Below are 15,706 nucleotides of genomic sequence, written 5' to 3' on the forward strand. Positions count from 1 at the left end.
ATCGTTTCGGTCTCGCGAAGGGAGGGGGATCAGGGGCGGAGTGCCGGAGAGGCGCTGGCGACGGGAGCATTCCAGATCGTGACGAAGTCCCATCCGGCATAGCTGAGGGGGGACTGCATCTGGGTGGCGGTCAGGGCGGTGCCCCCGGCGCTGGTCGCCTGCCCGCTGGCCAGGATATTCCAGTAGGAACTGGTGACGGTTGCACCGTTCGTCCTCTGGCCGATCAGTCCGCCTGCTCCCCGCGTGCCGATCACCAGGCCGGTCGAATAGCTGTTGGTGAGGCTGCCGCCGTAGAGATAGCCGATCAGCCCGCCCGCGGTGTTGACCGACGCGCCGGCCTGGCCGGTGGCATAGCTGTTGGCGGTGGACGAATTATACTGATAGCCGATCAGCCCGCCGACATAGTTGGTGCCCGCCACGGTGCCGGTCGCGAAGGACCGCGTGATCGTCGCGCCCGAGGCATAGCCGACCAGCCCGCCGACATTGCTGACGCCGCTGACCGCGCCGCTCGCGCTGCTCAGGGTGATGCTCGATCCGTCATTCTGGTTGCCGACCAGCCCGCCGACCAGATTGTTGCCGGTGACGGTGACCGCGCTGCTGCTCCCGCTGACGCTGCCGCCATTATAGAGCATGCCGACCAGCCCGCCGACGCCGTTCTGGCCGCTGATGCTGCCGCTCACGTTGATATTGCTCAGCGTGCCCGAGGACAGGCCGAACAGCCCGATATTCTTGATCGTGGGACGGTTGATGCGCAGGTTGGACAGCGTGAAGCCGTTGCCGTCGAGCGTTCCGGTGAAGCCGTAGGTGCCGCTGGTGATGCTCGCGAGCAGCGCATGGCCGGTGCCGTTCCAGACATTGCCGAGGCCATCGGTACCGATCGGCACGAAGCCGGCGCTTGACCACATGCCCGAATAGGAGCCCGGGGTCCCCGCGACGACCGAACCGGTTTCAGCCAGGTCGATAGTGCCGGCCAGGCTGTAGCTGCCCGACAGGCGCGCCTGATCATAGCCGATCAACTGCAGTTGATGGCTGTTGGAGATCAGCAGGCGGCCGCCGGCATCGGTCGTCGTGGTGAAACTGGTCGGCACCTCGAACGCAAGGAACGGCCGTGTCGAATTGCCCGCCAGGAACACGAAGCCGGTCGGGGTCGCGGTGCCGATACCGGCCGCCGCCGCGAGATTGCCATAGGCACCCGCCTTGTACGCATAGGTCGCCGCGCCAGACTGGTTCGGATCAGAAGTGATCGCGGATACGTTGCTCGCGGTGCCGGTGGCTGTGGTGAAGGCGTTGTTTTGCCGCGTCGAATAGCTGTCCCAATAGGCATTGGTAATCGAACCGGCGACCAGCCGGGCGACCACGCCGCCGACCTGGTAACCCACCATCGATGTCGATACTTCGCCAGCGGCATAGGCGCCGTTGATCGAACTGGACGCGCCGATCACGTTACCGACCAGGCCGCCGACATTCTGGCCTCCGGCGACGGCGCCGGTCGCATAGGCGTTCTGGATGCGGCTCGCGTTGAGCGTGCCGACCAGCCCGCCAGCACCGACATTGCCGTTGATCGAATTGCTCGACACACGGCCGGTGGCGTAGGAATTATTGACAAGGCTGTTCGACGCGACGTTCCCGACCAGTCCGCCCGCGCTGCCGTTGTTACCAGTGCTGGCGAGTGTCGCCGTGCCGGTGGCGTAGGAATTGCTGACCGTACCACCCGTCAATTCACCGATCAGGCCGCCGACAAAGGCGCCGCCACCCGATCCGGTCGCCCTGGCAGTGCCGCTGGCCCAGGAATTTGTCACCGTGCCGGTCACCGTTCCGATCAGGCTGCCGACCCGCGCGACGCCGGATACGTTAACGGCGGAGGACGAATTGCTGGTTGTACCGCGGAGCTGCTGGCCCACGAGGCCACCGATATTGCCGGCGGTGCTGCCCACGCCAGCAACGGTGCCGGCGACGTGCACGTTAGTGATCCGGTTGTTGGTCGACCCCATATAGCCCGTCAGGCCGGCAGTCAGGCTCCGACCGGTGATATTCAGGCCGGTCAGGGTAAGATTGCTGATCGTGGCCGAACTGTCGATGCCGCTGAACAGGCCAACATAATCGCTCGTAGGGCGGTTGATCGTCAGGCCCGAGATGACGTGGGACCTGCCGTCAAAGGTGCCGGTAAAATAGACCGGTGCGGAAAGCGAAATGGGATCGAAACCGGCGCCATTGTTCCACAGCGCCGTGCCGCTGGCGTCGATGTCGGCGGTCAGCACGAACTGGCGCGCGAGCTGGTTCGCCGAGGCGATCCCCTGCAGGCCATAGACGTCCTCGATGGTGAATGGCGTGTTCATGGTGCCATCACCGCCGGTCACGCGCCGGAAACTGGCATTGGCGAAGCTGAAGCGGAAATCGGTCGCGTGGAAGAATGGCAGTGCCGCGCTGTTCTGCGACCAGCCGCCATTGACGAGGTTGAACAGCCCGACATCGACCGTGCCGGTCGCGTTGATCAGGCCCATGCGGGGAGAGGCGTTGCCGGCACTGAGCGCCAGCCCGCCATTGGTGCCGATGATCGCGGCGTTGATGTTGATATTGTTATAGGCGCGTAGCGTTAAGCTGTTGGCGCTGGTCCAGGTGACGGCGCTGTCGATCGTGATGTCGCCCGCGCCGGGTGTCTGGTTGCCCGCGCCGGCCGCGCTGCTGCCGGTGGTTTCGAGCGTGACGTTGTTGCTGGCGAGATTGGCGCTGATCGTCGCGGCGGCGCCCGCATCGACGGTCAGGTCGACCGGGTCGATCAGCCAGGTGCCGGTCATGCCGCCGGCCGCCGAGGTATCGACGCGCAGGCCGGTGAAGGAAATGTTCGCGCCCGACGTCTCGATGAAGCCGCCATCACCCGTCGTCCCGGTGGCGCGCGCTGAAAGTGTGCCGGCGAAATTGACTGATCCGCCGTCGCCGCCATGCAGGATGATCGTGCCGCCGTTGCCGATCGCGCTATCGGCATTGATGTCCCCGGTCAGGTTGATCACGTTGCGAACCGCATCACGCACCGTCGCCGCCCTGAGCTCGACAATGCCGCCGCTGGCGTTGATCGTGCCCGCCATGTCGATCAAGGCGGTGCCGCCGACGGCGGTGATCGGCACCGCGACCTGCATGAAGCCGTCGCCGTTGAGATCGAGCGTGATGCTTTCGCCGGAGGCAAGGTCGACACGGCCATAGGCCACGCTGATCGTTCCGCTATTGCCGACCGATCCGCCAAGCAGCGCGACATAGCTTCCCTGCCCCGCATCGATCGTTCCGCCGTTCGCCACGCGGGCCGATGCGCCGGACCCGGTGAAGTTCAGGCGCCCGGCCTCGAAGTCGGCATCGCTGATCGCCAGCGTCGAGGCGACGAAGCCGCCGCCGGTACTGACGTTGCCGGTCGAGGTGATCGCGATGCCGTTAGGATTGACGAGATAGACCGAGCCGTTGGCGCGAACCTGCCCGGAGATTTCCGATCCCATCGTACCTGTCACTCGGTTCAGGGTCGCGCTGCCCGCATCGGGCTGGTGGAACACCACGCTGTTGCCTGACGCGACGTTGAAACTGTTCCAGTTGACGATCGCGCGCGCCGTCGTTTGTGTTATCGTGACGCTGTCGGGCGCGGTCGCGATCGTCGCGGTGCCCGATGCCACGACCCCGCCCGCGGGCAGCGCCGTCTGTGCCTGCGCACCCGTCGCGCCCACGCCGTTTACGCACGCGCAGATGGCCGCACGCACCAGAATGCTTGTCGCGAGCGCACGGCTACGTCCAGCCGAGCGGACCAAGGAATGACGATGCATGAATCCCCCACCGGAAAGCCGGGCGCATGCCTGGGCCTTAGGGGAGCCTTAACTATTCTAACCTCGGCGCCACTCAACGGAACACAAGCGGACTATTCCGGCGCGAGTGATCCGACCGGATCATGGCGGGTTGAGCAGCGCCCGCGATGGGCCTTCCGATATGGAGGAAAAAACCGGGCGTTGTGCGCATTTCCGTGGGGAACGATCCCGGAAAAGGCATCCCTGGCCATCCAGCGACCGTCCTGATCGAGTGCCTCCGTCACCCCCTCCACACGACCTGCGTGACACTCGATCGATCGCACGTGGCGGGCCTGACGAAACGAATCCGTGATATTATTAAACCATTTTGGGTGTGTTGGCATCCGCGCGATCCGATGATCGCGGGAGATTCGCGCAACAGGGCAGCCCGGTCTCTCGGCGTGCGGCACGGCTCGTAGGAGGTCAGCAGCTTGAAGACATCGCCAATCGAGCAGTCGATCGACCCGGCTGTCGCCATTCCTTCTTTCCACACCCCGGAGACACTGCGCGCGCATCCGCGCTTCTCGGAGGCTGTGGCCTGCCTCGTCGATGGGCTCGTGTCATTGTTCGGCCATGATCGCCGGCTGCGGTCATTGATCGAATATGATCGCGGCGTCACCTTCATGCTGATCGTCTGCCTCGCCGCGGGGGAGCGAAGCGACCGGCCGGAAACCTGGCTGACCATGAAACGACTTAACGCCTTGTTGCCGCGCCTGTGCATCGAACCGGGGCGCGGTATCACCGACTTCGTCACCAGCCTGCAGGATGAAGACTTCCTGACCACGCGCCGCTCACCGCTCGATGCGCGGGTCCGCATCCTGCAGCCGACCGAGAAGATGCTCGCCGCGGATCGCGAATGGCTTCAGGTGTTCCACGCACCGCTCGCCTTGCTTTATCCCGACGGCGACTATCACGGCGCGATGCGGCAGGACCCGGTCTATCAGCGCGCCTATCGCACCGCCTCGCTCACCACGCTCGAGATTGCCGACCGGATCGTCGGCGGCAATCCGCCTGCCGATTATTTCATCCGCGAAAGCGTCGGCACGCGCCTGTTGATGGTACTGATTCAGGAGGTGCGCGACGCGCCGGACCATCGCACCGGACCGGGCTTCTATACTCGCGCGGCGGCGCTCGGCGGCGTGTCGCGCACGCATGCGCGCAACGTGCTGCAAGGCGCCGCCGACCGGGGCTGGCTGCGATCGAGCGATCCGCCGGGCCTCTTCATCGAAGTGCGGGACGAGCTATGGGACTCGGTTCAGCGTTGGGTGGCCGAGTCGGTGGCGGGCGTGGACATCGTCCACGGCATGGCCCTCGCGCTCCAGAAGCCCGCGCAAAAGGGCGCGTGAGCCCGATGAGAAAAAATGGGAAGTCGATGTAACTACCCGAAGGCCTGCTGGAAGGGCGGCATGCCTCGCATGCGGGCGCCCTGAGCCGCCCGATCGTCGAGACTCGTGACGGGATGGGGAATGATGCGGGAAGGCATTCCGCCGTCCGGAAAATTATCCGGCTACTTCTCATGGATGGCTGGTGGAGATGGATGCCCCGTGAGGATTCGAACCTCAATAGACGGAGTCAGAGTCCGTAGTCTTACCATTAGACGACGGGGCAACGCGGAGGGCGATCTAGGGGGCGAGGCCGGGGCTGTCAACCAACGCCGCGCGCTGCTTGCCGCACGGCACTGCCTGCGCTACCCTTTGCCTCAAGCACCGAACGGCGGCCTTTCCGGCCGCCGCGACGGCAGAACATAAAAGCGAGTACACACGGCATGGGGGATCATTCGCCCAAGATGCCGTACCGGCAGGAAAGACCTGCCCGTTCGGCGCCGATCCCCGGCAAGGTCACCGGGGCGGGACGCGCGCGTTGGCCGGAGGCGCGCCATTTCGCGGCGCTTGACCTCGGCACCAACAATTGCCGCCTGCTCATCGCGCGGCCGCAGGGCAACGGCTTCGCGGTGGTCGACGCCTTTTCGCGAATCGTCCGGCTGGGCGAAGGGCTCGCCGCGACCGGCAGACTCAGCGACGCGGCGATCGATCGAACCCTGGCCGCGCTGAAGGTCTGCGCCGACAAGCTCAAGCGCCGCAACGTCGCCCTGTCGCGTTCGGTGGCCACCGAGGCGTGCCGCCGCGCCAGCAACGGGCCTGAATTCATCGCGCGCGCCTATGAGGAAACGGGCATCCATCTCGACATCATCTCGGCGGAGGAGGAAGCGCGGCTCGCCGTGCTCGGGTGCCACGCGCTGATCGAGCCCGGCGAGGACCCGGCGCTGGTGTTCGACATCGGCGGCGGCTCGACCGAACTGGTGCTGGTCGACACGCGGCCCAAGGTGCCGGTGGTGCTCGACTGGCACAGCGCGCCCTGGGGCGTGGTGTCGCTTACGGAGTTCGCCGGCGGCGGGACGGGGCCGGACGGGCTTGCCGCCGCCTATGCAGCGATGCGCAGCCTCGTCGCGGACAGCTTCGCCGGCTTTGCCGGCCGCCTGCCGCGCGGCATGGAGCGGCCGCGGCTGCTCGGCACCAGCGGCACGGTGACGACGCTTGCCAGCGTGCATCTCGGCCTGTCGCATTATGATCGCTCGGCGGTCGACGGGTTGATCGTGCCGGCCGCCTCGATGCGGCGGATCAGCGCCGACCTGTCGCGGATGAGTCTGGCCGAACGCGCGACCCTGCCCTGTATCGGCAACGAGCGCGCCGATCTGGTCGTTGCCGGTTGCGCGATCCTCGAGACGATCCTCGATCTATGGCCCGCCGAACGGCTGGGCGTGGCCGATCGCGGTATCCGCGAAGGCATTTTGCGCCGGCTGATCGGTGGGAAGGCGCTATGAAGGTGGCATTGTGAGCAAGGACGGCGGCGGGCTTCGAGTCCGCGTCAAGACGGCGCGGCGGCGCACCGCGCAATCGACGCGTTGGCTCGATCGCCAGCTCAACGATCCGTACGTGAAGCGCGCCAAGGCGGAGGGCTATCGCAGCCGCGCTGCCTACAAGCTGATCGAGCTCGACGAGCGCTTCGGCTTCCTCCGGGGGGTGAAGCGCGTGGTCGATCTCGGGATCGCGCCCGGCGGCTGGACCCAGGTGGTGCGGCGGCGCTCGCCCAAGATCGCGATCGTCGGGATCGATTTGCTGCCGGTCGATCCGATCGACGATGTGACCATCTTCCAGATGGATTTCATGGACGACGCCGCGCCCGCAATGCTCACCGAGGCCCTCGGCGGCGCGCCGGACCTGGTGCTGTCGGACATGGCGGCCAACACGGTGGGGCATCCCCAGACCGACGCGCTCAGGACGATGGCGCTGGTCGAGGCGGGCCTTGCTTTCGCGATCGACGTGCTCGAGCCGGGGGGCGCCTTTATCGGCAAGGTGTTCGCCGGCGGTGCCGATGCGTCGCTGGTCACCGAGCTGAAGCGCAACTTCAGGACGGTGAAGCACGCCAAGCCGCCCGCCAGCCGCAAGGGCTCGTCCGAATGGTATGTCGTGGCACAGGGCTTCAAGGGCCGGCGTGAAGCGGTGCCTCAAGAGCCGGAGGATCAGTAGAATAGGCGTCGTGCCGGATGCCTCGGGCTTGTCGAGAGGGCCAGGGTGACGGCAGGATTGCCCGGCCGGGCGCGAGCATCACAAGCACGAAAAAGCCCGCGGATCGCTCCCCGGGCTCTTCGTATCGTCAGGACTTCGGGCTCAGCCCTCGTAGTCGCCGCCCAGATTCTGGTTGCGCGGCGGCGCGGCGGCGGTGAGGCGAAGCGCCTCGGCCGATGCCGCCAGGCTGCCGATTTCGTCGGGCGTGTCCTCGTCGTCGACCTGGACCCGCTGAAGGCCGGAAACGACTGCTTCCTCCAGGTGATTCGGACGCACCGTCTCTTCGGCGATCTCGCGCAAGGCGACGACCGGGTTCTTGTCGCGATCGCGGTCGATCGTCAGGTCGGCGCCGCCGGAAATCTGCCGCGCACGCTGGGCCGCGAACAGCACCAGATCGAACCGGTTGGGAATCTTGTCGACGCAATCCTCGACAGTGACGCGCGCCATGAATGGCTTCCTTCGCAAACAACGATAGAATGAAGACCGGCGATCTAGGGCCCGGACCGGCAAGAGTCAAGGAATCCGGCTTGCCCCCGTCCCGATGCGCGGCCACATCTGCAAGATGACCGAACCTGCCGTCCAGCCGAGCTTCACCGTCGACGGCAACACGCTCACCATGCTGGATACCGGCCCGCGCCGGCTCGAAGCGCTGATCGCCCTGATCGCCGGGGCCGAACGGACGCTTCGGATCATCTACTACATCTATGTCGACGACGATGCCGGCGCGCGGGTACGGCAGGCGATGCTCGATGCGGCGGCGCGCGGTGTCGCAGTGTCGCTGGTGGTCGACGGGCTGGGCAGCGAGCATGCCGAGCAGAATCATTTCTTCGAGCCGCTGCGCCAGGCCGGGGTCGATGTCTGCCGCTTCGTGCCGCGCTGGGGCCGCCGGTATTTGTTGCGCAACCACCAGAAGCTGGCGCTGGCGGACGAGGCGCGCGCGATCATCGGCGGCTTCAACGTGCAGGACAGCTATTTCGGCACGCCGGCCGAACAGGCATGGCGCGATCTCGGGCTCCTGGTGGAAGGCCCCGCCGCGGAGCATATCGCCGGCTATTTCGACGCGCTGTCGCGCTGGTCGAAGCAACCCAGGGCGCCGCTACGCTCGCTCCGTCGCGCGCTCGGCACATGGAGCGAGCCGGAGGGCAGGACGCGCTGGCTGTTCGGTGGACCGACACGGCGGCTGTCGCCCTGGGCGCGGGCAGTGAAGCGGGATCTGGAAAGCGCCCAGGCGATCGACATCATCGCGGGGTATTTCGCGCCAAGCCCCGGCATGCTCAAGCGGCTCGACCGCGCCGGCATGCGGGGCCGGGTGCGAATCGTGCTGCCGTCGAAGAACGATCATGGCGCCGCGATCTGGGCGTCGCGCTTCACCTATGCCGGGCTGCTGCGCAAGCGGGTCGAAATCTACGAATATCAGCCGACCAAGCTCCATACGAAGCTCTTCGTGATCGACGACGTGGTCTATATCGGCTCGGCCAATTACGACATCCGCAGCCTGTTCCTCAACCTCGAGATGATGCTGCGCATCGACGACAAGGTCTTCGCCGCCCATGTCCGCGCCTATGTCGACGGGGAAGTCGCCCAGTCGGAACGGATCACTACGGCGCTGTACAAGGCCCGCACCAACTGGTGGGTCCGCACGAAGCAGGCGGCTGCCTTCTTCGTGATGACCGTGCTCGACTATAATGTGACGAAGGGGCTCAATTTCGGGCCGCGCCGGCGGCTCCGCAGGCCCTGATCTTTATTCCTTCCAGGCCCAGTAGAGCTGGGCCGGCGGTACGTTCCACCATTCCATGTCGTGGTCGACCTTCGGGATATAGGGCTCGATGAAGTCGCGGCACTTGGGCGAGAACTGATAGACCAGGAAGGCGCCGCCCGGCCGGAGCACGTCGGCGGTCGCCTGGCCGATCGCGTCGCCGACGCCGGCGGGAAGCGTGGAGAAGGGCAGCCCCGACAGCACATAGTCGGCATGGTCGAAACCGTGATCCTCGATGATCTGGCGCACGTCGGCCGCCGATCCGCCGACCGCCAGGAAGCGGGGGTCGGTAATCTCGTGGCGCAGATAGCGGATGAAATCGGGATTGGTGTCGATCGCGAGATAGGTCGCGTCCGGGGCGAGCCGTTCAAGGACATGCGGGCAGAAGGTGCCGACGCCGGGGCCGTATTCGACGAACAACCTGGTGTTCTTCCAGTCCACCGGACCAAGCATCTTGCGGATCAGCTTGCCCGAGGAGGGGACGATCGATCCTACCATCACGGGATGTTTCATGAACCCTTTCAAGAACATGGCCCAGGGTGAGGACACTCCGGCGGCGGCCCTGCGCTGGCGTCGCGCGGCAGTGGTTGAAACGGTCACTGGCGATCCTTGTTTTCGTGATTCACGGGTATCTGTCGCAATCCTGTAACGAACATTCAAGTCTTAGGGTCCGCGCGCCGCCCTGCATGCGTCCCGTTCGGGGTTGCGCATGGACCCGAAGCGTTTAAGCGAGGCGCATGCGCGACGACCGGACTGGCCAGATCGTGGTGATCTTCCTTTCGCGCCGGACTGTCGCGGACGACGCCGGCTATGCCGAGGCGGCCGAGGCGATGGCGTCGCTCGCCGCGACCCAGCCGGGCTATCGCGGAATCGAAAGCACGCGCGGGCCCGACGGGCTCGGTATCACGCTCAGCTTCTGGGCCGACGAGGCTGCGGCGCTGGCCTGGCGCGACCATCCCGAGCACAAAGTGATCCGCGATACCGGGCGTGCGCTCTGGTATGAGAGCTATGAGGTGATCGTCTGCGCGGCGCAGCGCTCCTACGCTTGGGAAAGGGCCGGGGAAAAGGCCAGGGACCGGGGTTGAAGACGCCTGCGGTCAACCGCGATTTCGCGCTGCTGTTCCTGGTGATGCTCACGATCGCTGCCGGCAACACTGCGCTGCAATCGGTGCTGCCCGCCCTCGGCCGATCGTTGAAAGTCCCCGACAGCGCCGTTGCTGCGGCGTTCTCGGTATCGGCCCTGCTCTGGGTGATCGCGGCGCCCTATTGGGCCAACCGGTCGGACCGGCATGGCCGGCGCGCGATGATCCTGCTCGGCGTCGGCGGCTTCTGCGTATCGCTGCTGCTCTGCGGCGTCTTTCTCGCTGCGGGGATCAATGGCTGGATCAGCGGCACCGCGGCGTTCATCTGCTTCATCGGTGGCCGGTTGATCTATGGAACATTCGGGTCGGCCGCGCCGCCGGCGGTCCAGGCGCTGGTCGCCGGGCGCACCAGCCGCGAGGAACGGACCCGGGCGCTCACCCTGCTCGGCTCGGCCTTCGGGCTCGGCACGATCCTCGGGCCAGCGATCGCGCCGTTCCTGATCCTCGGCAGCATCGGCGCGGTGGAGATCGGCCTGTCCGGTCCCGCCTTCATCTTCGCGCTGTTCGCGACCGGCATCTATGTCGCGGTGCTCAAGCGCCTGCCCAATGACCGGACGCCGCAACCGGGCACGCACGGCGCGGCCAATGCCTATCCCTCGATCGGCGGTCAGAGTTCAGGCGCAAGCATCACCGCCGCGATCGAGCCGCACAGCGAGCGAGTCGGCTATTTCGATCCGCGCGTCCGCGCCTGGATGGTCGCTGGACTGGTGATGGGCCACGCTCAGGCGATGACCAGCCAGGCGGTCGGCTTCCTCGTCATCGACCGGCTTCACCTCGCGCCGGCCGACGCGCTCCAGCCGACCGGGATCGTGCTGATGATGGGCGCCGGCGCCGCATTGCTGGTCCAATGGGGCATCATCCCGCTGCTCGACATGCGTCCGCGCCAGTTGATCCTGGTCGGCCTTGTCGTCGGCGCGGCGGGCTGCGCGCTGACCGGGCTCGCGACCTCGCTCTATGGTATCGCGACCGCTTATGCGCTTGCCTCGATCGGCTTCGGCTTTACCCGGCCCGGCTTCACCGCCGGCTCGTCGCTCGCCGTCGGCCATGCGGCGCAAGGGTCGGTCGCGGGCAAGGTGACCTCGATCAACGGCGCGTCCTTCGTGCTCGGGCCATCGATCGGGGTCGGCCTGTACGAAGCGCAGCACGCGCTGCCCTATCTGACGGCAGGCGCGGCGCTCATCCTTCTGCTCGGCTATTGCTGGGTGGCGTTGCGGGATTCACCCGGGTCGAGACTCGATCCGCCCTCCGTGCCCGTTCGTCCCGAATAACCATCGACACGAACGGCTGAGTTCGACCCGGGCAATGCTTCGGTTGACCTTCAATCGGCGCCCTTCGGCCCGTGCGGACGGAGCTGGCCGGGGGAGATGAAGCCGATCGGCTGGATGGCTGATGCTTCCTGCTTCAGCCGCGCGGCCATCTGCTCATATTCGCGCTCCATGTCCGGCGTCACCGAGGCGCGGGAATCCTCCAGCGCTTCCTCGAAATGCGCCATGGTCACCTCGGCGACCGACAGGGATTGGCGCAGTGCGACCAGGCCCGCCCGGCGGACCAAATCCTCCAGGTCGGCACCGGTGAAGCGTTCGGTCCGGCTTGCCATCTCATCCAGATCGACATCGTCAGCGAGCGGCATCTTGCCGGTCTGGATCGCCAGGATGCGACGCCGCCCGGCCTTGTCGGGCACGCCGACATAGACCAGCTCGTCGAAGCGGCCCGGCCGCAACAGGGCCGGGTCGATCAAATTGGGGCGGTTGGTCGCGCCGATCACCACGACCGACTGGAGTTCTTCCAGCCCGTCCATCTCGGCCAGGATGGTGTTGACCACGCGTTCGGTGACCTGGGGCTCGCCCAGGCCGCCGCCGCGGGCGGGCACCAGCGAATCGAGCTCGTCGATGAAGATCACGCACGGCGCAACCTGCCGCGCGCGGGCGAACAGCCGGGCGATCTGCTGCTCGGATTCGCCATACCATTTGCTCAGCAGGTCGGACGATTTGGTGGCGATGAAGTTCGCCTCGGCCTCGCGCGCGACTGCCTTGGCCAGCAAGGTCTTGCCGGTGCCGGGCGGGCCATAGAGCAGGAAGCCCTTGGCCGGACGGATGCCGAGCCGGCGGAACGCGTCCGGGTCTTTCAGCGGCAACTCGACGCCCTCCTTGAGGCGCGACTGGGCCTTGTCGAGCCCCCCGACATCTTCCCAGCGCACGCGCGGCGCCTCGACCATCACCTCGCGCATGGCGCTCGGCTGGACACGCTTCAGCGCATCGAGGAAGTCCTCGCGCGTCACCGCCAGCGTATCGAGCACTTCAGGCGGAATAGTCCCCTCGGCGAGGTTGAGGCGCGGCATGATCTTGCGCACCGCCTCGATCGCCGCCTCGCGGGCCAGCGCCGCCAGATCGGCGCCGACGAAGCCGTAGGTGGTCCGCGCCAGCTCGTTCAGGTCGACCTTGTCGCCAAGCGGCATGCCGCGGGTGTGGATGCCAAGGATCTCGCGCCGGCCGCGCTCGTCGGGCACGCCAACGACGATCTCGCGGTCGAACCGTCCGGGACGCCGCAGCGCTTCGTCGATCGCCTCGGGGCGGTTGGTCGCGGCGATCACCACGACATTGGCGTGTGCTTCCAGCCCGTCCATCAGGGTCAGCAGCTGCGCGACGAGGCGCTTCTCCGCCTCGCCGGACACTTGCCCGCGCTTCGGCGCGATCGAATCGATTTCGTCGATGAACACGATGGAGGGCGCGTTCTTGGCGGCCTCCTCGAACACCTGGCGCAGCTTGCCCTCGGATTCGCCATAGGCTGATCCCATGATCTCCGGGCCGTTGATCAGGAAGAACTCGGCCGCGCTTTCGTTGGCGACGGCGCGGGCAAGCCGGGTCTTGCCGGTGCCGGGGGGCCCATGGAGCAGCACGCCCTTGGGCGGATCGACGCCCAGCCGCTGGAACAGCTCTGGGTAGCGCAACGGCAGCTCGACCATTTCGCGGAGCTGGTCGATCGTCTGCCCCATGCCGCCGATATCGTCATAGGTGACGTCGGCGCGGCGCGCCTCCTTCGGCTCCTCATATTCGGGGCGAAGCTCGATCTCGGTATTCTCGTCGACATGAACGACGCCCTTGGGCGATGTCGCGATCACCGCGAGGCGGATCTCCTGCAGGGCATAAGCCGGCGCGCGGAGGAATTGCTGAACGCCCGGGGGCATGTTGTCGACGCGCTGCTGCCCGGCGGTCGCGACCACGTCGCCCTGGGTGACCGGCCGGCCGAAAAAGGTGCGCTTCAGCGCGTTGGACGACCCTTCGAGCCGAAGATTCTGCTGTGCGGGGGCGAAGACGATTCGGGTCGCCGGCTTGGATTCGACCTTGCGCACCTCGACGAAATCGCCCGAGCCGGCACCGGCATTGGCGCGCTGCAGGCCGTCGATCCGGATGATCTCAAGCCCCTCGTCCTCGGCATAGGGTGCGACGGCGCGCGCCGGGGTGGTCGACTTGCCGACGATCTCGATCACATCGCCTTCGCCGATGCCAAGCGCCGCCATCAGCGCGCGCGGGACATGCGCCAGCCCGCGGCCGCTGTCTTCGGGCCGGGCATTCGCCACCTGCAATTTCCGAATCGGCGCTTCGCCATCGGCCATGTGAGATCCCCTCGAGAACGCAAAGTTGAGCGCGCGAGATAGGATGGTGGTTCCGAAGATACGAGGGGCAGATAAAGGAAGGGGTTGCCTGCTTCAGGTAAGCCACTGGAAGCAGGCAAAAAAAGGGCCAGCCCCAAAGGGCCGGCCTTGAAAGTTTTAGGAGAGGATGCCTGAAAGGCCTCGCCTATATGCGGCGCAGCGGATTATGCTGCAAGTGCGAAACGAGTCTATGCAATTGCGTTCGATGCAATCATTGCTGGCAATCCTGCGAGGGACGATGATAGATTTGGAACGCAGGGTATATGATGCAGCGCACAATGCGCGTGTGAAGGGAACGCTGACACCATGCGCAGATTGCCGCCTCTGACCGCGATCGAGGCGTTCGTCCAGGTCGCGCGCCTCGGCTCGATCAAGGCTGCGTCGCAGGAGCTTGCGCTGTCGCCGCCGGCGCTCAGCCGCCGGATCCAGGCGCTTGAGCGCTTCATCGGCAAGCCCCTGTTCGATCGCCGCCACCAGGCGGTGGTGCTGAATGCCGATGGCGAACGCCTGCTCCAGCAGATCGCGCCGGCGCTGGACAACCTGTCCGATGCGGTCGAGATGATGACCAGCGGCACCGACGTGTTGCGGCTTCGCCTCGGCATCCTGCCGCTGTTCGCGTCGCAGCGCCTGTTCCCGCGCCTGGCCGAGCTGCGTGCGAAGCATCCGGAACTTCATCTCGACATCGACACCGCCGCTCATGGTCTTGCCCGGCTGGGCGATGGTCTCGATGCAGTGATCGCGCTGGCGCGGGAGATCGATCCGGCCCTGTACGGCAAGCGGCTCGACCGCAATTCGGTCTATGTCATCGGTGCGCGGGCGCTGGTCGAGGGCGCCAATCCGGTTACCCGGCCCGAACAGCTCGCCGGGCTCACCGCGCTCGTCCACCGCGACATGCCCGATACGTTCACGGCGTGGCGCCGTGCCGCGAAGCTCGACGATCTCGAGCCGCTGGCGATCGACCATTTCGATTCGGGCGCGCTGATGCTCGAGGCGGCGGCGCAGGGGCTCGGCATCGCCTTCATGCACGAAAGCCATTTCGAGGACGCGCATGACGACCGGCTGGTGAAGCTGTTCGATATCGCGGTGGAGAGCCCGTACAGCTACTGGTTCGCCTGCCGCCCCCGCTCGCTGGCGCAGCGGCCCGTGCGATTGTTCCACGACTGGCTGATCGAAACGATCGGCGACCCGGAGGTATGACCCTCCTTAAAAGCCCCTCCCCTTCAGGGGAGGGGTTGGGGTGGGAGACTAATCCGGACGTTCCCGGTGAGTCCCACCCGTGCGACTCCCCTGACGGGAGGAGATCAGGTTCAGGCAGCTCGTGCCTTGACGATCTTGCCCGGCTCGCGCGGCGGCTCGCCCTTGGGCAGCGCGTCGACATGGTCCATGCCGGAGGTCACTTCGCCCCAGACGGTGTACTGGCCGTCGAGGAAGCGCGCATCGTCGAAGCAGATGAAGAACTGGCTGTTCGCGCTGTTCGGGCTCTGCGCGCGCGCCATCGAGCAGACACCGCGGACATGCGGCTCCTTCGAAAATTCGGCGGGCAGGTTCGGCTTGTCGGAGCCGGACATGCCGGTGCCCGTGGGGTCGCCGCCCTGGGCCATGAAGCCGGGGATCACGCGGTGGAAGACGACGCCGTCATAGAAGCCGTCATTGGCCAGCTCGACGATGCGCGCGACATGCTGGGGCGCCAGGTCGGGGCGCAGCTTGATCGTCACGTCGCCGCCGTCGAGCGTCAGGGTCAGGGTTTCGGGGGAATCGGCCATGTCGGGCTC

At 66.4% G+C, this 15,706-nt stretch carries 12 protein-coding genes and 1 tRNA gene; 7 read left to right on the top strand and 6 right to left on the bottom strand.

The features are described from left to right. Positions 1–29: 29 nt before the first annotated feature. Positions 30–3,704, bottom strand: a complete 3,675-nt coding sequence (locus NDN01_RS22170; RefSeq protein ID WP_272624198.1) for a beta strand repeat-containing protein — start codon at positions 3,702–3,704, stop codon at positions 30–32. Positions 3,705–4,249: 545 nt separating this feature from the next. On the opposite strand from NDN01_RS22170, the gene NDN01_RS22175 reads away from it, so the two are divergent. Further along, positions 4,250–5,164, top strand: coding sequence for a hypothetical protein (locus NDN01_RS22175; protein WP_272624199.1), 915 nt, complete (start codon positions 4,250–4,252; stop codon positions 5,162–5,164). A 188-nt stretch (positions 5,165–5,352) separates the two neighbouring features. Here NDN01_RS22175 and NDN01_RS22180 read toward each other — a convergent pair. After that, positions 5,353–5,426 (bottom strand) — tRNA-Gln (locus NDN01_RS22180). A gap of 178 nt (positions 5,427–5,604) precedes the next feature. Here NDN01_RS22180 and NDN01_RS22185 point away from each other — a divergent pair. After that, positions 5,605–6,639, top strand: coding sequence for a Ppx/GppA phosphatase family protein (locus tag NDN01_RS22185; protein ID WP_272624201.1), 1,035 nt, complete (start codon positions 5,605–5,607; stop codon positions 6,637–6,639). A gap of 10 nt (positions 6,640–6,649) precedes the next feature. Next, entirely contained in the window at positions 6,650–7,345 is a 696-nt protein-coding gene (locus tag NDN01_RS22190; protein WP_272624202.1) for an RlmE family RNA methyltransferase, read from the top strand. 141 nt (positions 7,346–7,486) lie between these two features. Here the strand turns inward: NDN01_RS22190 and rpoZ are convergent, their stop codons facing one another. Further along, complete coding sequence (gene rpoZ, locus NDN01_RS22195; protein WP_272624204.1) at positions 7,487–7,831, bottom strand: DNA-directed RNA polymerase subunit omega; 345 nt, start codon at positions 7,829–7,831, stop codon at positions 7,487–7,489. A 115-nt stretch (positions 7,832–7,946) separates the two neighbouring features. On the opposite strand from rpoZ, the gene NDN01_RS22200 reads away from it, so the two are divergent. Beyond that, positions 7,947–9,122 carry a phospholipase D-like domain-containing protein gene (locus tag NDN01_RS22200; RefSeq protein ID WP_272624207.1) on the top strand — a complete coding sequence of 392 codons (1,176 nt, stop codon included), beginning with the start codon at positions 7,947–7,949 and terminating at the stop codon, positions 9,120–9,122. 3 nt (positions 9,123–9,125) lie between these two features. Here the strand turns inward: NDN01_RS22200 and NDN01_RS22205 are convergent, their stop codons facing one another. Next, positions 9,126–9,740: a class I SAM-dependent methyltransferase gene (locus NDN01_RS22205; protein ID WP_272624209.1), complete on the bottom strand. Its 615-nt coding sequence runs from the start codon at positions 9,738–9,740 to the stop codon at positions 9,126–9,128. Between the two features lie 137 nt (positions 9,741–9,877). On the opposite strand from NDN01_RS22205, the gene NDN01_RS22210 reads away from it, so the two are divergent. After that, positions 9,878–10,225 (top strand): antibiotic biosynthesis monooxygenase family protein, encoded by a 348-nt coding sequence (locus NDN01_RS22210; RefSeq protein ID WP_272624210.1) that lies wholly within the window; start codon positions 9,878–9,880, stop codon positions 10,223–10,225. 44 nt (positions 10,226–10,269) lie between these two features. Next, complete coding sequence (locus NDN01_RS22215; protein ID WP_272628351.1) at positions 10,270–11,550, top strand: MFS transporter; 1,281 nt, start codon at positions 10,270–10,272, stop codon at positions 11,548–11,550. 50 nt (positions 11,551–11,600) lie between these two features. Here NDN01_RS22215 and NDN01_RS22220 read toward each other — a convergent pair whose 3' ends face one another. After that, the gene (locus NDN01_RS22220) at positions 11,601–13,895 is read right to left on the bottom strand and encodes a CDC48 family AAA ATPase (protein WP_272624211.1); all 2,295 of its coding nucleotides are present in this window, start codon (positions 13,893–13,895) and stop codon (positions 11,601–11,603) included. Positions 13,896–14,240: 345 nt separating this feature from the next. On the opposite strand from NDN01_RS22220, the gene NDN01_RS22225 reads away from it, so the two are divergent. After that, positions 14,241–15,131 carry a LysR substrate-binding domain-containing protein gene (locus NDN01_RS22225; RefSeq protein ID WP_272624212.1) on the top strand — a complete coding sequence of 297 codons (891 nt, stop codon included), beginning with the start codon at positions 14,241–14,243 and terminating at the stop codon, positions 15,129–15,131. Positions 15,132–15,241: 110 nt separating this feature from the next. Here the strand turns inward: NDN01_RS22225 and NDN01_RS22230 are convergent, their stop codons facing one another. Further along, a complete protein-coding gene (locus NDN01_RS22230) occupies positions 15,242–15,697 on the bottom strand; it encodes a peptidylprolyl isomerase (RefSeq protein WP_272624213.1) in 456 nt (151 codons plus the stop codon). Positions 15,698–15,706: the final 9 nt, after the last annotated feature.

The sequence above is a fragment of the Sphingomonas sp. QA11 genome, from assembly GCF_028473665.1.
Classification (GTDB): domain Bacteria; phylum Pseudomonadota; class Alphaproteobacteria; order Sphingomonadales; family Sphingomonadaceae; genus Sphingomonas; species Sphingomonas phytovorans.